The organism is Pseudomonas sp. KK4 (assembly GCF_001984065.1).
In the GTDB taxonomy this organism is placed as follows: Bacteria; Pseudomonadota; Gammaproteobacteria; order Pseudomonadales; family Pseudomonadaceae; genus Aquipseudomonas.
Map to the genome: position 1 here is coordinate 12,493 of NZ_LYVP01000003.1, position 19,761 is coordinate 32,253.

General features: G+C 61.2%; 16 protein-coding genes and 1 pseudogene. 7 read left to right on the forward strand and 10 right to left on the reverse strand.

Annotated features, from left to right (window positions below; all coding sequences use genetic code 11):
• Positions 1-58: 58 nt before the first annotated feature.
• The 3 genes from B0W55_RS01515 to B0W55_RS01525 form a co-directional block, all read right to left on the reverse strand.
• Entirely contained in the window at positions 59-868 is an 810-nt protein-coding gene (locus B0W55_RS01515; protein WP_077044288.1) for a putative RNA methyltransferase, read from the reverse strand.
• Entirely contained in the window at positions 868-2,019 is a 1,152-nt protein-coding gene (dapE, locus tag B0W55_RS01520) for a succinyl-diaminopimelate desuccinylase (protein ID WP_077044289.1), read from the reverse strand. The genes B0W55_RS01515 and dapE overlap by 1 nt, the downstream gene beginning before the upstream one ends.
• Before the next feature lie 219 nt (positions 2,020-2,238).
• Positions 2,239-4,830 (reverse strand): glycosyltransferase, encoded by a 2,592-nt coding sequence (locus B0W55_RS01525; RefSeq protein WP_077044290.1) that lies wholly within the window; start codon positions 4,828-4,830, stop codon positions 2,239-2,241.
• A gap of 217 nt (positions 4,831-5,047) precedes the next feature.
• On the opposite strand from B0W55_RS01525, the gene tcdA reads away from it, so the two are divergent.
• Positions 5,048-5,857: a tRNA cyclic N6-threonylcarbamoyladenosine(37) synthase TcdA gene (gene tcdA / locus B0W55_RS01530; RefSeq protein ID WP_371807249.1), complete on the forward strand. Its 810-nt coding sequence runs from the start codon at positions 5,048-5,050 to the stop codon at positions 5,855-5,857.
• Positions 5,858-6,006: 149 nt separating this feature from the next.
• Here tcdA and B0W55_RS01535 read toward each other — a convergent pair whose 3' ends face one another.
• From B0W55_RS01535 to B0W55_RS01550, 4 genes are all read right to left on the reverse strand, one after another.
• Positions 6,007-6,411 (reverse strand): SufE family protein, encoded by a 405-nt coding sequence (locus B0W55_RS01535; protein ID WP_077044291.1) that lies wholly within the window; start codon positions 6,409-6,411, stop codon positions 6,007-6,009.
• Positions 6,408-7,613, reverse strand: a complete 1,206-nt coding sequence (locus B0W55_RS01540; protein ID WP_077044292.1) for an aminotransferase class V-fold PLP-dependent enzyme — start codon at positions 7,611-7,613, stop codon at positions 6,408-6,410. The genes B0W55_RS01535 and B0W55_RS01540 overlap by 4 nt, the downstream gene beginning before the upstream one ends.
• Before the next feature lie 143 nt (positions 7,614-7,756).
• Positions 7,757-8,791, reverse strand: a complete 1,035-nt coding sequence (gene dapD / locus B0W55_RS01545) for a 2,3,4,5-tetrahydropyridine-2,6-dicarboxylate N-succinyltransferase (RefSeq protein ID WP_077044293.1) — start codon at positions 8,789-8,791, stop codon at positions 7,757-7,759.
• 32 nt (positions 8,792-8,823) lie between these two features.
• Positions 8,824-9,186, reverse strand: coding sequence for an ArsC family reductase (locus B0W55_RS01550; RefSeq protein ID WP_008057297.1), 363 nt, complete (start codon positions 9,184-9,186; stop codon positions 8,824-8,826).
• Positions 9,187-9,466: 280 nt separating this feature from the next.
• Here B0W55_RS01550 and B0W55_RS01555 point away from each other — a divergent pair, with 280 nt between their 5' ends.
• Positions 9,467-11,095 (forward strand): Na+/H+ antiporter, encoded by a 1,629-nt coding sequence (locus tag B0W55_RS01555; RefSeq protein ID WP_077044404.1) that lies wholly within the window; start codon positions 9,467-9,469, stop codon positions 11,093-11,095.
• A gap of 17 nt (positions 11,096-11,112) precedes the next feature.
• Positions 11,113-11,190 (forward strand): annotated as a pseudogene (locus B0W55_RS31455) (outer membrane lipoprotein carrier protein LolA); the annotation flags it as partial.
• Positions 11,191-11,201: 11 nt separating this feature from the next.
• On the opposite strand, the gene dapC reads toward B0W55_RS31455, so the two are convergent.
• From dapC to map, 3 genes are all read right to left on the reverse strand, one after another.
• On the reverse strand, positions 11,202-12,401 hold the full coding sequence (gene dapC / locus B0W55_RS01560; RefSeq protein WP_077044294.1) for a succinyldiaminopimelate transaminase: 1,200 nt from the start codon (positions 12,399-12,401) through the stop codon (positions 11,202-11,204).
• A gap of 146 nt (positions 12,402-12,547) precedes the next feature.
• A complete protein-coding gene (locus tag B0W55_RS01565; protein WP_077044295.1) occupies positions 12,548-15,250 on the reverse strand; it encodes a [protein-PII] uridylyltransferase in 2,703 nt (900 codons plus the stop codon).
• 44 nt (positions 15,251-15,294) lie between these two features.
• Positions 15,295-16,077 (reverse strand): type I methionyl aminopeptidase, encoded by a 783-nt coding sequence (map, locus tag B0W55_RS01570; protein WP_077044296.1) that lies wholly within the window; start codon positions 16,075-16,077, stop codon positions 15,295-15,297.
• 371 nt (positions 16,078-16,448) lie between these two features.
• Here map and rpsB point away from each other — a divergent pair, with 371 nt between their 5' ends.
• The 4 genes from rpsB (at position 16,449) to frr (ending at position 19,748) form a co-directional block, all read left to right on the forward strand.
• Entirely contained in the window at positions 16,449-17,186 is a 738-nt protein-coding gene (gene rpsB / locus B0W55_RS01575; RefSeq protein ID WP_008057307.1) for a 30S ribosomal protein S2, read from the forward strand.
• A 191-nt stretch (positions 17,187-17,377) separates the two neighbouring features.
• Positions 17,378-18,241: a translation elongation factor Ts gene (tsf, locus tag B0W55_RS01580; RefSeq protein ID WP_077044297.1), complete on the forward strand. Its 864-nt coding sequence runs from the start codon at positions 17,378-17,380 to the stop codon at positions 18,239-18,241.
• Between the two features lie 209 nt (positions 18,242-18,450).
• On the forward strand, positions 18,451-19,194 hold the full coding sequence (gene pyrH, locus B0W55_RS01585) for a UMP kinase (RefSeq protein WP_003222124.1): 744 nt from the start codon (positions 18,451-18,453) through the stop codon (positions 19,192-19,194).
• Complete coding sequence (gene frr / locus B0W55_RS01590; protein ID WP_007940501.1) at positions 19,191-19,748, forward strand: ribosome recycling factor; 558 nt, start codon at positions 19,191-19,193, stop codon at positions 19,746-19,748. Before pyrH ends, frr begins: the two co-directional genes overlap by 4 nt.
• The last annotated feature ends 13 nt before the right edge of the window (positions 19,749-19,761 follow it).

The following is a 19,761-nucleotide window of genomic DNA, read 5'->3' on the forward strand; positions in this document are numbered from 1 at the left end:
AAATCCATTCGCGGATTTAGCCGGTCTCAAGCAATGGCTCAAGACCAAAAAATTAAGGTTATTGAACAACGAAATAATCGTAGCGCATCGACACGGTGACCTCGAACGGCTCCGCCTGCTCGATGACCGCTGCCCGGCGCTCGGCACTGGCGCGCCAGCCATGGGGCGTCATCGCCAGCAGGTTCGCCCGGTCCTGGCCACTGACCAGCGTCAGCTTGAATTCCAACGTCTCGCTGTGCGCCAGCGCCATGCCTTCGGGCACCAAGGCCAGATGCTTGTCGTCGGTGTATTCGCGGACTTCGTCGTACAGCCGCTCGCGCAATTCCATCAGATGGCCGCTGGTGGGGCCGACCTTCATCAGGCCGCCGCCGGGGCTGAGCAGGCGCTTGGCCTCCAGCCAGTCCAGCGGGCTGAAGACGCTGGCCAGGAACTGGCAACTGCCCGACGCCAGCGGCACCCTGGCCATGCTGGCGATCAACCAGGTCAACTGCGGATTGCGCTTGCAGGCGCGTTTGACGGCTTCCCGAGAGATGTCCAGGGCGTAGCCATCGGCATTGGGCAGAGCGTCAGCGATCTGCGCGGTGTAGTAACCCTCGCCACAACCGATGTCGACCCAGCGCGCCGGCGCATACTCGGCCGCCAGTTCCGCCAGGCGTTTGGCCACCGGCGCGTAATGGCCGGCGTTCAGAAAGTCGCGACGGGCTTCGACCATCGCCTGGTTATCCCCAGGGTCACGGCTGTTCTTGTGCTGCACCGGCAGCAGGTTCAGGTAACCCTGGCGCGCGCGGTCGAAACGATGCCCGGCGGGGCAGGCCACGCCGTTGTCCACCGCATTGAGCGGCTCACTGCAAATCGGGCAAGCGAGCATCAGGCGAGCAACTTGATCAGGGTCTGGTAGTAGATTTCGGTCAGCACGTCGAGGTCCGCCGCCAGTACACGCTCGTTGACCTGGTGAATGGTGGCGTTGACCGGCCCCAGTTCGACCACCTGGGTGCCCATGGTCGCAATGAAGCGCCCGTCAGAGGTGCCACCACTGGTGGACGCCTTGGTTTCGCGACCGGTGATGTCCTTGATGCTCGACGATACCGCGTCCAGCAACGCACCCGGTTCGGTGAGGAACGGCAGGCCGGACAGCGCCCAGTCGATGTGCCAGTCCAGGCCGTGCTTGTCGAGGATGTCGGCCACGCGCTTTTGCAGGCCTTCGACGGTGGACTCGGTGGAGAAACGGAAATTGAACACCGCCACCAGATCACCCGGGATCACGTTGGTCGCGCCGGTGCCGGAGTTGAGGTTGGAAATCTGGAAGCTGGTGGGCGGGAAGAAATCGTTGCCATGGTCCCAGTGCTCGGCGGCCAGTTCGGCCAGCGCCGGGGCGGCGAGGTGGATCGGATTTTTCGCCAGGTGCGGGTAGGCCACGTGGCCCTGCTTGCCGCGCACGGTCAGTTTGGCGCCCAGGGAACCGCGACGACCGTTCTTGACCACGTCACCGACCAGGGTGGTGCTCGACGGTTCGCCGACGATGCACCAGTCCAGCCGCTCGTTGCGTGCCGCCAGGCGCTCGACCACGGCCTTGGTGCCGTGGTGTGCCGGACCTTCTTCATCGCTGGTGATCAGGAACGCGACCTTGCCCTTGTGATCCGGGTAGTCGGCGACGAAACGCTCGGCGGCCACGGTCATGGACGCCAGGCTGCCCTTCATGTCCGCCGCACCACGGCCGCAAAGCATGCCGTGCTCATCGATCACGGCGTTGAACGGGTCGATCTGCCAGGCGGCCACCGGGCCGGTGGGCACCACGTCGGTGTGGCCGGCGAAGCACAGCACCGGGCCGTCGTGCTTGCCGTGGGTGGCCCAGAAGTTATCCACATCTTCGATGCGCATCGGTTCCAGCGCAAAACCGGCATCGCCCAGGCGCTGCATCATCTGCTTCTGGCAATCGGCGTCGACCGGCGTTACGGACGGACGGCGGATCAGGTCGATGGCGAGTTGAAGGGTCGGCGAAAGGTCGGCGTGGGCCGTCATGGAAAACTCCGGAAACTTGAAATTGGGCGCGGACTGAATGTGGGAGCCAGCCTGCTGGCGATGGCGGTGTGACAGTCAACATAAACTGTGATTGTTACATTGCCATCGCCAGCAGGCTGGCTCCCACAGGGATGGATATCACGCCAAGCCCTGCAAAATGGCGGTTATCTTAAAGCAAAACGGCGACCATTGGCCGCCGTTTAGTGCATCGGTGAAGATTTAGACCGCTGGCGCCGTTTCGGTTTCGACCGCCGGTTTTGGCAGCGACGACAGGAACGCCATGATCAGCGCCGCCAGGTACGGCAGCGACTGCACCAGCAACATGGTCACCCAGAAGCGCATGTCGTTGCTCGGCATGCCGTTGACCAGGAAGATCCCCAGCGCCGCGCCCCACAGCAACAGCATGATGAACACCTCTTCCCGCGCTTCGGAAATCGCCACCCAGAAGCCGTGGTTATCGGCGTTCTTCGGTGTGCGGAAGAACGGAATGCTGCTGGTGAAGAAGCCGTACAGCACCGCTTTGGCGATGGTGTGCGACAACGCCAGGCCCGCCAGTGCGGCGCAGAACGCATCCTTGAGGTTCACGCCCACGGCGCGACGGTAGAGGAAGATGATCTTGCCGACCTTGAACACGAACAGCGCCAACGGCGGGATCGCGAAAATCAGCAGCGGCGGGTCGACCCGTTGCGGTACGATGATCATCGCCGCCGACCACAACAGCGCACCCACGGTGAAGAAAATGTTCATGCCGTCCGCGACCCACGGCAACCAACCCGCCAGGAAGTGGTAGCGCTGGCCGCGGGTCAGCTCGGTGTCCTTGCCGCGCAGCAGGCTGCGGGTGTGGCGCTTGATGATCTGAATTGCGCCATAGGCCCAACGGAAACGCTGCTTCTTGAAGTCGATGAAGGTGTCGGGCATCAGGCCCTTGCCGTAGCTGTCGTGGTAATACGCCGCCGACAGACCTTTCTCGAACACCCGCAGACCCAACTCGGCGTCTTCACAGATGCACCAGTCGGCCCAGCCCAGCTCTTCGAGCACCGAGCGACGGGTCATGGTCATGGTGCCGTGCTGGATGATCGCGTCGCGGTCGTTGCGGGTGACCATGCCGATGTGGAAGAAGCCTTTGTATTCGGCATAGCAGAGCTTCTTGAAGGTGCTTTCGTTCTGGTCGCGGTAATCCTGCGGCGACTGCACCACGGCGATTTTCGGATCGGCGAAGTGCGGCACCATGTGCTTGAGCCAGTTGGGGTGCACGCAGTAGTCGGAGTCGATCACCGCGATCACTTCGGCATCCTTGGCAGTGTGCGGAATCAGGTAGTTCAGCGCGCCGCCCTTGAAACCGGCCAAAGGCGCGACGTGGAAGAACTTGAAGCGCGGGCCCAGGGTTTCGCAATAGTCGCGCACCGGCTCCCACACCGCCGGGTCCTTGGTGTTGTTGTCGATGATCAGGACTTCGAAATCCGGATAGTCGAGGTTGGCCAGCGCATTGAGGGTCTGTTTGACCATCTCCGGCGGCTCGTTGTAGCAGGGCACATGGATCGAGACTTTCGGGCGGTAGTTGGAATCGCCCACCACCGGCAAGAACTCTCGGCGACGCTTGTGAATCCACACCGCTTCGGCCAGTTCATGGGCCTCGGTGAGCAACACGATGAACACCCCGAGCGCGCCGAGCGCCAGCAGAATACCCACCGTCAGGCTGAACCAGGTGCTGTATTGCAGGCTGTAGTCATAACCGATCCACACCAGCACCGAACCGCACAGGAACGCGATGAAGGTCAGGAAGGTACGGCCACGCTGGCGCAGGGCCGAGCCGTCGATCATCAGCAGGGTCAGCGACAGCAGCGCCAGCACCACGGAGCCGACGGCCAGCACGCGCCATTGCGGGATTGCGACCACCGGGCCTTCGAAGTTGAATTTCTGCTGACGGGCCGCGTTGAACACACCCCAGTAAGCGCCCACCGAACCTTCGTCACTGGCCTTCCATGGCTGGTCGAAGGCTTCGATCACGAAGTAGTTGAAGCCCTGGCGGTTGAGCTTGTTCACCAGCGTGCGCAGGTAGATCGCCTGATCGGCCGGCGACGCATCGGCGCCACCGCGCATGCGGCCGTTGCTCGGCCAGCCCACCTCGGACAGCAGCAGCGGTTTTTTCGGGAACAGTTTTTTCAGGTCGCGGGCGCGGTCGAGGACGAACTGCTGGGCCTTGTCCACCGGGATGAACTCCCAGTAGGGCAGGATGTGCGCGGCGATCAGGTCGACGTGCTTGGCCAGTTCCGGGTGTTCTTCCCAGACGTGCCACTGCTCGGACGTGGTCACCGGGACTTTCACGGCGGCGCGCACGCGGTCGAGGATCATGCTCAGTTCAGCGGCGCTGATTTCCTTGCGGAAGATCGCTTCGTTGCCGACCACCACCCGCACCACGCTGCGCGAGGTATTGGCGATTTCGATGGCGCGGGTGATTTCCCGCTCGTTGCGTTCCTGGTCCGGGCTGATCCAGATCCCCAGTGTCACCCGCAGACCGAACTCTTCGGCCAGTTTCGGGATGTTCTGCAGCGTGCCGTCGACCGAGTAGATACGGATGTTGTCCGTCAGCTTGCTCATGATTTCCAGGTCGCGACGCATCTGGTCATCGGTCGGGTATTGGTCTTTCTGCGGGAATTGACCTTGCTGGAACGGCGAGTAGGAGAAGCCGGAGATCTGTTCAGGCCAGTTGGGAGCGGAAACCGGGCGATTGATCAGCGCCCAGAAGCCGGTAAACAAGGCAGCGATGGCAAGCACCACCACCAGGTTGAGTCCAAATTTACGCGATGACATGGTTATTTCAGGTTCCAAAGGCTGTGGAACGAAGGAACGGTTGGCTACGGCCAAGGGGCGCGCATCCTACACCGGCAGTTCACTGGGCGTACAACTGACAGAGAAATGCTCGATATTGGGCAGTTAACTTTCACATAAGTTCTTACACTTGCAGCTTGAAGCTTAAAACTTGCGGCTGGGTCGTCCATAATGCGCGCCGGTTTTTGAGGTGGTGGTCATGAGTACAGAAGATCCGCGGTTTGCAGGCATCGCCCGTTTGTATGGCGTCGAGGGGCTTGAGCGCCTGCGCGCGGCCCATGTGGCGATCGTCGGCGTCGGTGGCGTCGGTTCCTGGGCGGCGGAAGCCATGGCCCGTTGCGGTGTGGGCGAGATTTCCCTGTTCGACCTCGATGACGTTTGCGTCAGCAACGCCAATCGCCAGTTGCACGCGCTGGACAGCACCGTCGGCAAACCCAAGGTCGAGGTGATGGCTGAGCGCCTGCGCGGGATCAACCCCGATTGCACGGTGCACGCGGTGCCGGACTTCGTCACCCGCGAGACCATGGCCGAGTACATCACGCCGAACCTCGACTGCGTGATCGACTGCATCGACAGCGTCAACGCCAAAGCGGCGCTGATCGCCTGGTGCAAGCGCCGCAAGATCCAGATCATCACCACCGGCGGCGCGGGCGGGCAGATCGACCCGACGCTGATCCAGGTCTGCGACCTCAACCGCACCTTCAATGACCCATTGGCCTCGAAAGTGCGCTCCACCTTGCGCCGCGACTACGGCTTCTCCCGCACCGTGACCCGCCATTACAGCGTGCCGTGCGTGTTTTCCACCGAACAACTGCGCTACCCGAAACCCGATGGCAGCATTTGCCTGCAGAAGAGTTTTGTCGGCGATGGCGTGAAGCTCGACTGCGCCGGGGGCTTTGGCGCAGTGATGATGGTGACGGCGACCTTCGGCATGGTCGCCGCGACCAAGGCTGTGGATAAGATCGTAGCCGGAGTGCGGCGCCCCGCGGATCGGGTCAAGCCTGCATAGCACTACCGCTGTTGTGGCGAGGGAGCTTGCTCCCGTCCGGCGGCGAAGCCGTCGCCAGGCCAGCTTGCGCGGTGTGCCAGGTAATAAAGTGGATCAATATACCGGGGCCGCTTCGCGCCCCAGCGGGAGCAAGCTCCCTCGCCACAGCATCAACCAGCCAACTCATTCATTCGTTGCAGTACGGCATTCAGGCCATTACTGCGCGAGGGGGAGAGCTGCCGGCCAAGCCCCAACTGATTGAACCAGTCCGGCAAATTCACCTGCTGCAAGTCTGCGGCTGACAAGCCATTGACCCGCGCCAGCAGCAATGCCACCAGTCCGCGGATCAGCCGTGCATCGCTGTTGGCGCGGAACTGCCAGTGCCCATCGTGCAATTCGCCCACCAGCCACACCTGGCTCTCACAGCCATGCACACGGTTGGCCTCGACCTTATCCACATCGCTCAACGCCGGCAGGCGATCGCCCCATTGCATCAGCAGGCGAGCCCGTTGTTCCCAACCGGCTGCCGCCTGGAAGGTATCGAACGCGGTCACGGCATCGGCGGGCAGGTTCATCGCAACATCTCCAAGGCTTGATCCAGCGCCTCAAAGAACCGCTCCACATCCTCGGAATCGTTGTACAGCGCCAGCGACACCCGAATCGCCCCGGCCAGTTCAAAGCTTTTGAGCAGCGGCATGGCACAGTGATGTCCGGCGCGGACCGCGATCCCCTGTTCAGTGAGCAGGTGCGCCAGATCAGAGTTATGCACACCCTCGACGGTGAAACTGGCCAGTGCCACCTGTGGCTTGCCCAGCAGGCGGATGCCGTTGCGCGCTTCCATCCCCTTGAGCAGGTAGTCATGCAGCGCCGCTTCATGGGCGTTTACGGCGTCCTGATCGAGCGTGCTGAGATAGTCCAGGGTCGCGCCCAGGCCGATGACGCTGGACACCGGCGGAGTGCCCGCCTCGAAACCCAGCGGCGCCGGACGAAAGCGTGCGTCGTGGTAATTGGCGTCCAGCACCATCTCGCCGCCGAACTGCCAGGGGCGCAGCTGTTGCAGGGCTTGGTTACGCCCGAACAGCACGCCCAGGCCATCGGGGCCGTAGAGCTTGTGGCTGGAAAACACATAGAAGTCGCAACCCAGCGCCTGCACGTCATGCCGGCCATGGACCACGCCCTGTGCGCCGTCGATCACAGTCAGAGCCTGGTGCGCCTGGGCCATCGCCAGTAGTGCGGGCAGGGGTTGCCAGGCGCCGATGACGTTGGACAACTGGCTGACCGCCAACAAACGTGTGCGTGGGCCGATCAAGCGATTGGCCGCCTCGAGGTCGATCACGCCATCGGCATCCAGCGGCAGGATCAGCAGTTTCAAGTCGCGGCGCTGTGCCAGTTGCTGCCAGGGCAGCAGGTTGGCGTGGTGCTCCAGGGCGCTGATGACGATTTCATCGCCCGGCTGGAAAAGATGCTCCAGGCCATAGGCCAGGAGGTTCAGCGCGGAGGTCGCGCCGTGGGTAAAGATGATCTGCCCGCTGTCACCGGCATTGAGCCATTGCGCAGCCTTGCGTCGGCTGTCTTCGAACGCCTGGGTGGCGTGGGCGCCGGGCAGGTGCTGCGCCCGATGCACATTGGCCGCGCCGTTGGCGTAGTAGTGCGCCAGGGCGTCCAGCAGGGCTTGAGGTTTTTGCGTGGTGGCGGCGTTGTCCAGATAGGTCTGGTCTTGCCGTTGCAGCGCGGCGATGGCCGGGAAATCGGCACGCCAGGGAGAGAGAATCATCATGCTATCGAGCCCTGTTGAACATGGGCGAGGTGTACGCCTGACCTTGTGGGAGCGGGCTTGCTCGCGAAGCTTTTGGCGGCCTCAAGGGCCCCTTCGCGAGCAATCCCGCTCCCACAGGTGATCGGTTTCGTTGCTCTGGGCGCTTAGTTGTGAGCGTGCAGCGCTTCGTTCAGTTCGATCGCCGATTTGTGGGTTTTGCATTCCACGGCACCGGTTTGCGAATTGCGGCGGAACAGCAGGTCGGTCTGACCGGCCAGTTCACGGGCCTTCACCACTTTGACCAGCTTGTTGTTCTCGTCCAGCAGCGCCACTTTGGTGCCGGCGGTGACATACAGGCCCGACTCTACGGTGGTACGGTCGCCCAACGGGATACCGATACCGGCGTTGGCGCCGATCAGGCAGCCTTCGCCAACCTTGATCACGATGTTGCCGCCGCCCGACAGGGTGCCCATGGTCGAGCAACCGCCGCCCAGGTCCGAACCCTTGCCGACGAAGACGCCCGCGGAAACGCGGCCCTCGATCATGCCCGGGCCTTCGGTGCCGGCGTTGAAGTTGATGAAACCTTCGTGCATCACGGTGGTGCCTTCGCCCACGTAGGCACCCAGGCGCAGACGCGACGCATCAGCGATACGCACGCCGGCCGGGACCACGTAGTCGGTCATTTTCGGGAACTTGTCCACCGAGAACACTTCCAGCAGCTCGCCACGCAGGCGCGCTTCCAGTTGATGCTCGGCCAGTTCCGACAGGTCGATGGCGCCCTGGCTGGTCCAGGCCACGTTCGGCAGCAACGGGAAGATGCCGGCCAGGTTCAGGCCGTGGGGCTTGACCAGACGGTGGGACAGCAGGTGCAGCTTGAGGTAGGCCTCAGGGGTCGACGACAGCTGGGCATCTTCGGCCAGCAGGGTGGCGACCAACGGCTTGTGGCTTTCGGCCAGGCGGGTCAGCAGGGCGGCCTGGGCCGCGTCGACGCCCTTGACGGCTTCAGCCAGTTGCGACGCCTGGGTGGTGCTGAATGCGATGGCCTGGTTGCCTTCGCTGTAGCCCAGGATCGGCGCAATGGCAGCGACCAGCTCGGCCGACGGGTTGAGCAAAGGTTGCGCGTAGAACACTTCCAGCCATGCGCCTTGACGGTTCTGAGTGCCGACACCGAAGGCCAGGCTGAACAAAGTAGTGGACATGTTGATACCTCTAACAAATTGAAACGGGCTGCTTACTTCAGAGCTGCCGCGTAGATATCTGGCTTGAAGCCAATCAGGGTTCGGTCACCGAGATCGAGCACCGGGCGCTTGATCATCGAAGGTTGTGCGAGCATCAGCTCAATGGCTTTCGACTGGTCGAGATCGGCTTTGCGTTCGTCGTCGAGCTTGCGAAAGGTCGTGCCTGCACGGTTCAACACCACTTCCCAGCCGTGCTCGTTGCACCATTGGGTCAGGTGTTCGCGGTCGATGCCGACCGCCTTGTAATCATGAAAGTCATAGCTGACAGCGTGTTCATCGAGCCAGGTGCGCGCCTTTTTCATGGTGTCGCAGGCTTTGATGCCGAAAAGGTGCAACGTTTTGCTTGAAACGGTCAAGGAATCGCCCCCTTTACAGGTGCTGGAGAAAAAAGGTTTGGGATTATGCCATGACCGGACGGTTTCGCGGCGGTCCAGGTCGATTTGCCTCGGTGATCCCAGTGGGAGCGGGCTTGCTCGCGAATGCGCAGTGTCAGTCACATCGATTTGTCCGTCACAGCGTATTCGCGAGCAAGCCCGCTCCCAAAGGACTGCTTGCGACATAGGTGCAAGGGGCACCTGCAGTCTAAGCGTCTAATATGGCACTTCAATGCTGTCGATCGTCCGGGAACCACGCTTTATGCAAACCGCCTATACCGTCCTGATCATGCTCATGCTTGTCGGGCTATCGCGCCTGATCGGGCGGGTGATCCCGTTGCCGTTGCCTCTGGTGCAGATTGGCGCAGGCGCTTTGCTTGCCTGGCCGACATTGGGGTTGCATGTGGCGCTGGACCCGGAATTGTTTCTGTTTCTGTTCCTGCCGCCTTTATTGTTTTCCGATGGCTGGCGCATGCCCAAGCGTGAGTTCTGGCGACTGCGCGGGCCTATCCTGACCCTGGCGGTGGGCCTGGTGCTGTTCACCGTGGTCGGCGCCGGGTATTTCATTCATTGGTTGTTGCCGAGCATCCCACTGCCGGTGGCCTTTGCCCTGGCGGCAGTGTTGTCGCCCACCGACGCCGTGGCGGTGTCGGCGATCTCGCAGAACCGGTTGCCCACGCCGTTGATGCACATGTTGCAGGGTGAGGCACTGATGAATGACGCCTCGGGCCTGGTGACCTTCAAGTTCGCTCTGGTAGCGGCGATCACCGGGGCGTTCTCGCTGGCCGGCGCCAGCGTGACCTTCGTGCTGGTGGCGGTCGGCGGCCTGGCGATCGGCGTGGCCTTGAGTTGGCTGGTGGGGCGCTTGCGGTCGTGGATGATCGCCCGGGGCTGGGGCGACCCGGCCACCCACGTTGTGTTCATGCTGTTGCTGCCTTTTGCCGCTTACGTGCTGGCCGAGCGCGTTGGCGCGTCCGGGATTCTGTCGGCGGTGGCGGCGGGGATGATGCAGAGCTGGCTCGATCTGCTGCCGCGCCAGACCAACACCCGACTGCTCAACCGCAGCGTCTGGTCGTTGCTGGAGTTCGCCTTCAACGGCCTGATCTTCCTGCTACTGGGTTTGCAGTTGCCGGACATCATCAAAGCGGTGGCCAGCCACGAGGATTCGCTGTGGCCAACCCTGCTTTATCGCGGCCTCGATGTGCTGGCCATTTTCCTGGTGCTGCTGGTGTTGCGGTTTGTCTGGGTAAAAAGCATCTGGCATCTGTCGATTTTCGTGCGGCGCTGGCGCGGCAAGGATGAGATTACCCGGGTGCCGAGCGCGCGTTCCTGTGCGCTGTTGACTGTCGGTGGGGTGCGAGGGGCGGTGACCCTGGCGGGCGTGCTGTCGGTGCCGATGCTGATGGGCACCGAGGCATTCCCCGAACGCGACCTGCTGATTTTCATCGCCGCGGGGGTGATCCTGCTGTCGTTGGTTGCCGCCTGCATTGCCTTGCCTCTGTTGCTTCGCGGCATCGAGCAAGGGCCGGACGAAAAGCGTCGCCAGGAGGTACGTGACGCCTGGCGCAAGACTGCCGAGGCGGCCATTCATGCGCTGGAAATCGAAGAGGTCAATCCGCAGGACGCTGCCGAGTCGGCGCTGTCGGCGGAATTGAAGGCGCGGATCATGTCCGAGTATCGGCACCAGTTGGAGGTGTTCAACGACTCCGCCGAAGCTCAGGCGCTGGCGTTTCAGATGGATTTGCTGGAGCGGCGATTGCGCTTGAAGGCGCTGCGGGCGCAGCGCCTGGAGCTGTACAGCCTCAGTCGCCATCATCAGATTGGCGATGATGTGTTGCGGGAGGTGTTGGCGGAGCTGGATTTGAGCGAGGCCAAGCTCGGTCAGGTATAGGAGCGAGCTTGCTTGCGATGGTCGACAACGATGACGCGGGCCGCCTGACGCCCCGCGGTGTTCTGTCGTTCATCGCGAGCAAGCTCGCTCCTACCGAGGTCGCATTTTACTGGCGGCGCTGGATGAAATCGCGAATCCGCTCGGCCGCTTCGACACACTCGGCCAGCGGCGCAACCAGTGCCATGCGCACACGTCCGGCCCCCGGATTGACGCCGTCCACGTCCCGCGACAGGTAGGAGCCCGGCACCACGGTCACGTGCTCCTGCTCGAACAGGTCACGGCAGAAATCCGCGTCGTCACCGGCCACATTCGGCCACAGGTAGAAGCTGCCGTCCGGACGCTGCACGTCCAGTACCGGGCTGAGGATTTCCAGCACCGCGTCAAACTTCTCGCGATACAACGCCCGGTTGGCGCGTACGTGCACTTCGTCGTTCCATGCGGCGACGCTGGCCAGTTGTGTCTGAACCGGCATCGCGCAGCCGTGGTAGGTGCGATAGAGCAAAAAGCCCTTGAGGATTTCCGCGTCGCCGGCGACAAAACCGGAGCGCAGGCCCGGCAGGTTGGAGCGCTTGGACAGGCTGTGGAACACCACGCAACGCTTGAAATCCTTGCGGCCCAGTTCGGCGCACGCGCTGAGCAGGCCCGGTGGCGGGGTTTGTTCGTCGAAATACAGCTCGCTGTAGCACTCGTCCGCGGCAATCACGAAGTCGTATTCGTCGGCCAGGGCGATCAGCTTTTTCAGGGTTTCGACCGGAATCAGCGCACCGGTGGGGTTGCCCGGCGAGCACAGGAACAGGATCTGGCAGCGTTTCCAGATGTCCGGGGAAACGGCATCGAAATCAGGGTTGAAGCCGTTTTCATCGAGGCACGGCAAGTAGTGCGGCTTGGCCCCGGCGAGGAACGCTGCGCCTTCGTAGATCTGATAGAACGGGTTCGGGCTGACCACCAATGCGTCATCGCCACGGTTGACCACGGTCTGGGTGAAGGCGAACAGCGCTTCACGGGTGCCGTTGACCGGCAGCACGTTGCGCGCCGGGTCGATCCAGCCGCTCGGCACGTTGAAACGACGCTCGCACCAGGCTGCGATGGCTTCGCGCAGTTCCGGGATACCGAGGGTGGTGGGGTACACCGCCATTTTTTCCAGATTGCTGGCCAGGGCTTCGCCGACGAAGCTGGGCGAACGGTGTTTCGGCTCGCCAATGGACAACGCGATAGGCCGCTTGTCCGGGTTGGGCGTGACACTGCCGAGCAGGGCGCGGAGTTTCTCGAACGGGTAGGGCTGCAGCTGGGATAAAGCGTTGTTCATCGGTAGATCTCGTTCTGTGTCCTCTGTAGGAGCGAGTTTGCTCGCGATGGTGGATCAAGCGAGGGGGGCCATCTGATGCCCCGCGTTATCGTTGACGACCATCGCGAGCGAGCTCGCCCCTACAGTGGGGGAGGGCTATGGTGGGTTCAGATGCTGATGCGCGACAGTTTGATATCCGGTTCCTGGTTGACGCTCAGTTGCTCGACGATCGCATCCTGCAGGCGACTGCACAGCAGCGGGTCGGAGAGCGGCTGATTGTGAGCGTCGGTGATGAAGAACACGTCTTCGACGCGCTCGCCCAGGGTGGCGATCTTGGCGTTCTGCAGCGACAGGTCGAACTCCAGGAAGATCGTGCCGATCCGCGCCAGCAGGCCAGGGCGGTCGGGGGCCGTCAGTTCCAACACCGTCACCGGACGTTGCGCGTCGTTGTGAATCGTTACCTGGGGGGCGAAGGCGAAATGCTTGAGCTGGCGCGGCACCCGACGCTGGATGATGGTCGGGTAATCGTCGGGATTGCGCAGGGCTTCGGTCAGGCCGTCACGGATCTGTTTGACCCGCGCCGGGTTGTCGCCGATCGAGTCGCCGTCGGTGTCGAGCACGATGTAGGTGTCGAGGGTGAACTGGCTGCTGGAGGTGATGACCCGGGCGTCGTGAATGTTCAGGTTCAACTGGTCCATCGCCGCCACGGTCACGGCGAAGAAATCGTGCTGGTCCGGCGCATAGATGAAGATCTGCGTGCCGCCCTCGAACTCGCGCTGGGTGGTTTCCTTGATCAGCACCAACGGCCCGCCGTCGGCCGGTTGCTGGAGGATCGCGTCGGTGTGCCAGGCGACATCGCCGGCGGTGTGACGCAGGAAGTAGTCATCACCCAACTGTGCCCACAGCTGTTCGACATCGTCCGGGTCGGTGCCGCCGCGTACCAGGATGTCCAGGGCGGCGCTCTGGGTCTGGCGGATCTGCTCTTCGCGGTCCACCGGGTTTTCCAGGCCACGCCGTAGCGCACGCTTGGTCTCGGTGTACAGCTGACGCAGCAGGCTGGCGCGCCAGGAGTTCCACAGCGTCGGGTTGGTGGCGTTGATATCGGCCACGGTCAACACGTACAGGTAATCAAGGTGGGTTTCGTCGCCGACGATCTGCGCGAAATCATGGATCACCTGCGGGTCAGACAAGTCCTTGCGCTGGGCGGTGGTCGACATCACCAGGTGGTTCTGCACCAGCCACACGATCAGGCGGCTGTCCCACACCGGCAACTGGTGGCGCTGGCAAAACGCCGCGGCATCCACGGCGCCGATCTCCGAGTGATCGCCATGCCGGCCTTTGCCGATGTCATGGTACAGACCGGCCAGGTAGATCAGTTCAGGCTTGGGCAGCTTGCCCATGAGCTTGCTGGCCAGCGGGAATTTTTCCGACACTTGCGTGTACTGGAGCTTACGCAGGTGCTTGATCAGGTTCAGGGTGTGGGCGTCGACCGTATAAATGTGGAACAGGTCGTGTTGCATCTGCCCGACGATGAAGCCGAACTCAGGCAGATAACGGCCGAGGATGCCGTAGCGGTTCATCCGCCGCAGGTTGCGGTGGATGCCGATCTTGCACTTGAACAGCTCGATGAACAGGCTGGTGTTGCGGATGTCGTTGCGGAAATCGTCGTCGATCAGGTGACGGTTTTCCCGCAACAGACGAATGGTGTCGGCACGCACACCCTTGATTTCCGGCTGCTGCGCCATCAGCACGAAGATTTCCAGCATGGCGAACGGGGTGCGGCGGAACACGTTGTCGTTACGCGCCTCGATGTAGCCGTCGTGCAGCTGGAACCGCGAGTTGATCGGCTGCGGCGGCGCTTCGTCTTCCGGGGCGAGGATCACTTCCTCGAAGTGCTGGATGATCAGGTCGCTGAGCTGGGCGATGCTCATGACCACCCGGTAATACTGCTGCATGAAGTTTTCGACGGCTTGCTTGGCGTCGTCGCCTTCGAATCCCAGCAGTTTGGCGATGGTGCGCTGGTGGTCGAACAGCAGGCGGTCTTCGGAGCGCCCGGCCAGCATGTGCAAGGCGTAACGCACCTTCCATAGGAACTCCTGGGACGAAGCCAGCAGGGCGTTTTCGCTCTCCACCAGAAAACCTTCGCCGGCCAGGGCTCGCAGGTTCAGGGTGCCGTACTCGCGACGGGCCACCCACAGAATCGTCTGGATATCCCGCAGGCCGCCCGGCGAGCCTTTGACGTTGGGTTCCAGGTTGTATTCGGTGTCGTTGTACTTGTGGTGGCGTGCCTTCTGCTCGGCACGCTTGGCCAGGAAGAAGTCCTTGCTCGGCCACATGTGCGCTGTGCTGGTGACATCCAGCATGCGTTGGCGCAGGTGCTCCGGGCCGGCGATGGTGCGGCTTTCCATCAGGTTGGTGATCACCGTCAGGTCGGCGCGGGCCTCGATGGCGCACTCGTCGACCGAGCGAACGCTCTGGCCGACCTCCAGGCCGATGTCCCACAGCAGCGTCAGAAAACGCTCGATGGAATCGCGGAAAACTTCGTGGTCGGCGCTGTCCAGCAGAATCAGCAGATCGATGTCGGAGTAGGGGTGCAACTCGCCCCGGCCGTAGCCGCCAACGGCCACCAGGGCGATGTCAGCGTCTTCGCTCCAGTTGAACTGGTCCCAGGCCTTTTGCAGGATGTTGTCGACGAACCAGGCACGGTCCTCGATCAGCCGGCGTATGTCCCGGCCATTGCGAAAGCGCGTGTCGAGCACTTCGCGGGCCTGGCGGATGGCCTTCTTGAAGGCCGCGATCGGGCTTGCCTTCAGGGCCAGTTCAGCCTGGAACTGGCCGCGGTCGAAGAGTTCGGGATCCACCTGCGGCATCGATTGGCTTTCCTATCTATAAAGCTGGGAACTGTGCGGTGTGATCAGGCCGAAACGCGGGCGATGGTGTCGTCGCTGCGCAGGGTGAAGATCTCGTAGCCGGTTTCGGTCACCAGCAGGGTGTGTTCCCACTGCGCCGACAGCTTGCGGTCCTTGGTGATCGCGGTCCAGCCATCGCCCAGCACCTTGGTGTCGGCGCGGCCCTGGTTGATCATCGGTTCGATGGTGAAGGTCATGCCGGCCTTCAGTTCCATGCCGGTACCGGCGCGGCCGTAGTGCAGGATCTGCGGTTCTTCGTGGAACACCTTGCCGATGCCATGGCCACAGAACTCGCGAACCACCGAGAAACCGTTCTTTTCAGCGTGCTTCTGGATGATTTCGCCGATGTCGCCCAGGCGGCAGCCGGGTTTGACGATTTCGATCGCCTTGTACATGCATTCCTGGGTCACTTGCGACAGGCGCTCGGCCCAGACCGGCACGGTGCCGACGTGGAACATGCGGCTGGTGTCGCCATGGTAGCCGTCCTTGATGACCGTGACGTCGATGTTCAGGGTGTCGCCATCCTTGAGCGGCTTGTCGTTCGGGATGCCGTGGCAGACGACATGGTTGATCGACGTGCAGATCGACTTCGGATAGCCCTTGTAGTTAAGCGGGGCAGGGATGGCTTTCTGCTCGTTGACGATGTAGTCGTGGCAGATCTGGTTCAACTGATCGGTGGTCACGCCCGGCTTGACATGTTCTGCAATCATTTCCAGCACATCGGCGGCCAGTTTGCCGGCGATGCGCATTTTTGCGATGTCCTCGGGGGTTTTGAGGGTGACGGTCATACAGGCTCTCTCTGCGCTCGGCGGCGCTTCTCAAACGGAAAGGGCGTTGCGCGATTGAATTTCGCAGCCCTGAAAAACGCGATTCTAACAGACGATCAGTGCAATTCGGCGCCTCTGTCCATCGCTTCTCTCTATAGAATGGTGCATTCCGGGCGGATTCCAAGGGCTCAATCGTCATGGCCGTCGGGATTTCACAATCCGGGTTCCGTTTTTCCCGGCCCTGTGATATAAAATGCGCCGCTTTCCGGGGATGCCCCGTAAGGCTTAAATCCACACACGTGTCGACACGATGACCTGGGTGCCTTCAGCTGATGCTGCTGGTTGGTCATTGGGATACGTGGAGGCCAAACCCGACTTATTAAGGAACTATCATGTCCCAAGTCAACATGCGCGATATGCTGAAGGCCGGTGTGCACTTCGGTCACCAGACCCGTTACTGGAACCCGAAAATGGGCAAGTACATTTTCGGCGCGCGCAACAAGATCCACATCATCAACCTTGAAAAAACCCTGCCAATGTTCAACGAAGCGCTGACTTTCGTAGAGCGTCTGGCCCAGGGCAAAAACAAGATTCTGTTCGTCGGCACCAAGCGTTCCGCTGGCAAGATCGTTGCTGAAGAAGCAGCACGTTGCGGTTCGCCGTACGTCGATCACCGCTGGTTGGGCGGCATGCTGACCAACTTCAAGACCATCCGTGCTTCCATCAAGCGTCTGCGTGACCTTGAAGTACAAGCCGAAGACGGTACTTTCGCCAAGCTGACCAAGAAAGAAGCGCTGATGCGCTCCCGTGACCTGGAAAAGCTGGATCGTTCCCTGGGTGGTATCAAGGACATGGGCGGTCTGCCAGACGCTCTGTTCGTTATCGACGTTGATCACGAGCGCATCGCGATTACCGAAGCCAACAAGCTGGGCATCCCGGTTATCGGCGTAGTCGATACCAACAGCAGCCCGGAAGGCGTTGACTACATCATCCCAGGCAACGATGACGCAATCCGCGCCATCCAGCTGTACATGGGTTCGATGGCTGACGCTGTTATCCGTGGTCGCAACAACGTTGCTGGCGGCACCGAAGTTTTCGTTGAAGAAGCTCCGGCAGCTGCAGCTGAGTAATTGACGCCCCTGGCGTTGACTCAGTAAGCAAAAAGGGGGCTTGGCCCCCTTTTTGCCACCTTGAAAACCATTTGTCGGCGCCCACTGCCTTATTTGTAATGTGCGGCAGCTAACAAGGGTGGTTCGGGAAGAATTGAACGCCCGTTCGATCGGGTGGAATGGTTGATAACCTATCCAAGAGGAATTTTGAAATGGCAGAGATTACTGCAGCGTTGGTCAAAGAACTGCGCGAGCGTACTGGCGAAGGCATGATGGACTGCAAAAAGGCCTTGACCAAGGCTGGCGGCGACATCGAAAAAGCCATTGATGACATGCGTGCTTCGGGCGCCATCAAGGCTGCCAAAAAGGCTGGCAACGTTGCCGCTGAAGGCGCTATCGCCATCAAGGCCGACGACAAGTCCGCCGTGCTGCTGGAAGTCAACTCGCAGACCGACTTCCTGGCCCTGCAAGACGACTTCAAGAACTTCGTGGCTGCCAGCGTAGAAAAAGCCTTCGCTGAAAAACTGACCGACGCAGCTCCGCTGATCGCCGCTCAGGAATCGGCTCGTGAAGCCCTGGTGGCCAAAGTTGGCGAAAACGTCAACATCCGTCGCCTGGTTCGCGTTGAAGGCGACGTGGTCGGCACTTACCTGCACGGTAACAAGATCGGTGTCGCTGTTGTTCTCAAGGGCGGCGATGTTCAGCTGGCCAAAGAGATCGCCATGCACGTGGCGGCAAGCAACCCTGAGTTCCTGCTGCCATCGCAGGTTTCGCCGGAAGCCATCGAGCGCGAGAAGGGTGTTTTCCTGACCCTGAACGAAGACAAGATGAAAGGCAAGCCAGCTGAAATCGTCGAGAAGATGATTGCCGGCCGTATCACCAAGTTCCTGGCTGAAGCCAGCCTGGTTGAGCAAGCTTTCGTAATGAACCCGGAAGTCACCGTGGGTGCTCTGGCCAAGAAAGCCGGCGCTGAAATCGTTTCCTTCACCTACTTCAAAGTCGGCGAAGGCATCGAGAAGCCAGTAGACAACTTCGCTGAAGAAGTTGCCGCACAACTGGCTGCTGCCAAGCAATAAGACGGTTTTTTAACTGTCGCCCTGAAGAGGCTGCCCGCTCACGCGCGCAGCCTCTTTTCAGATGGGTTACCAATTTTAATTGGTTTCCGTTTGGAACTGGCTTACAAAGCCATGTTCCGATGGCGCTGAAGCAGCGCCACGCTAGAGTGAACGCCAGCTGAAAACAGCTCGCAAAGAATTTTTAAAATACGCCGCAGGAGAGATTCGCAATGGCTCAGCAGGGCAGTGGTTATCAGGCTCGCTATAAACGCATTCTACTCAAACTTAGCGGCGAGGCCCTGATGGGCTCGGAAGAGTTCGGGATCGATCCGAAAGTTCTGGATCGCATGGCGCTGGAAGTCGGCCAGTTGGTCGGTATCGGTGTTCAGGTCGGTCTGGTCATCGGCGGTGGCAACCTGTTCCGCGGTGAGGCCCTGAGCAAGGCGGGCATGGACCGTGTCACCGGCGACCATATGGGCATGCTGGCCACTGTGATGAACGCCCTGGCCATGCGCGATGCGCTGGAACGTGCCAATATCTCCGCAATCGTGATGTCGGCCATTTCCATGGTTGGCGTGACCGATCACTATGATCGCCGCAAGGCCATGCGCCACCTGAACTCCAAGGATGTGGTGATTTTCGCGGCCGGTACCGGCAATCCGTTCTTTACCACGGATTCGGCAGCCTGCCTGCGTGCAATCGAAATCGATGCCGATGTCGTGCTCAAGGCAACCAAGGTCGATGGTGTCTACACTGCTGACCCGTTCAAAGACCCGCATGCCGAGAAGTTCGATCATCTGACCTACGATGAAGTACTGGATCGCAAGCTGGGTGTGATGGATCTGACGGCCATTTGCCTGTGCCGCGACCACAAGATGCCGCTGCGCGTATTTAACATGAACAAACCCGGCGCCCTGCTGAACATCGTGCACGGCGGCGCTGAAGGGACCCTGATCGAGGAAGGCCAACAATGATCAACGAAATCAAGAAAGACGCTAAAGAGCGCATGCAGAAATCCGTGGAATCGCTGGCGCACAACTTCGGCCGTATTCGTACCGGCCAGGCGCACCCAAGCATCCTGGAAGGCGTGATGGTCCCGTATTACGGTGCCGACACCCCGATCAAGCAAGTGGCCAACATCACGGTCAAAGACGCCCGCACCCTGCAGGTCGTGGCGTTCGAGCGCAATATGCTCGGCGCCGTGGACAAGGCGATCGGCAGCGCCGGTCTGAACCTGAACCCGACCAACCTGGGCGAATTGCTGTTGATCAGCATGCCGGCCCTGACCGAAGAGACCCGTCGCGGTTTCACCAAGCAAGCCCGTGATGTCGCAGAAGACGCCCGTGTTGCCGTGCGCAACATCCGTCGTGACGCCAACAGCTCGCTGAAGGATCTGGTCAAGGAAAAAGAGATCAGCGAAGACGAAGAGCGTCGCGCCACTGGCGAGATCGACGATCTGACCAAGAAGTTCGTGGCTGAAATCGACGCGAAGCTGGCAGAGAAAGAAAAAGACCTGATGGCCGTATAAGGGTCACGTGTTA

Coding starts and splice junctions, on each gene's coding strand:
- dapD (WP_077044293.1), bottom strand. CDS start 8,791: ATGTCCACTACTTTGTTCAGCCTGGCCTTCGGTGTCGGCACTCAGAAC.
- tsf (WP_077044297.1), top strand. CDS start 17,378: ATGGCAGAGATTACTGCAGCGTTGGTCAAAGAACTGCGCGAGCGTACT.
- rpsB (WP_008057307.1), top strand. CDS start 16,449: ATGTCCCAAGTCAACATGCGCGATATGCTGAAGGCCGGTGTGCACTTC.
- map (WP_077044296.1), bottom strand. CDS start 16,077: ATGACCGTCACCCTCAAAACCCCCGAGGACATCGCAAAAATGCGCATC.
- B0W55_RS01555 (WP_077044404.1), top strand. CDS start 9,467: ATGCAAACCGCCTATACCGTCCTGATCATGCTCATGCTTGTCGGGCTA.
- B0W55_RS01515 (WP_077044288.1), bottom strand. CDS start 868: ATGCTCGCTTGCCCGATTTGCAGTGAGCCGCTCAATGCGGTGGACAAC.
- B0W55_RS01565 (WP_077044295.1), bottom strand. CDS start 15,250: ATGCCGCAGGTGGATCCCGAACTCTTCGACCGCGGCCAGTTCCAGGCT.
- B0W55_RS01525 (WP_077044290.1), bottom strand. CDS start 4,830: ATGTCATCGCGTAAATTTGGACTCAACCTGGTGGTGGTGCTTGCCATC.
- dapC (WP_077044294.1), bottom strand. CDS start 12,401: ATGAACAACGCTTTATCCCAGCTGCAGCCCTACCCGTTCGAGAAACTC.
- B0W55_RS01540 (WP_077044292.1), bottom strand. CDS start 7,613: ATGATGATTCTCTCTCCCTGGCGTGCCGATTTCCCGGCCATCGCCGCG.
- dapE (WP_077044289.1), bottom strand. CDS start 2,019: ATGACGGCCCACGCCGACCTTTCGCCGACCCTTCAACTCGCCATCGAC.
- tcdA (WP_371807249.1), top strand. CDS start 5,048: ATGAGTACAGAAGATCCGCGGTTTGCAGGCATCGCCCGTTTGTATGGC.
- frr (WP_007940501.1), top strand. CDS start 19,191: ATGATCAACGAAATCAAGAAAGACGCTAAAGAGCGCATGCAGAAATCC.
- pyrH (WP_003222124.1), top strand. CDS start 18,451: ATGGCTCAGCAGGGCAGTGGTTATCAGGCTCGCTATAAACGCATTCTA.
- B0W55_RS01535 (WP_077044291.1), bottom strand. CDS start 6,411: ATGAACCTGCCCGCCGATGCCGTGACCGCGTTCGATACCTTCCAGGCG.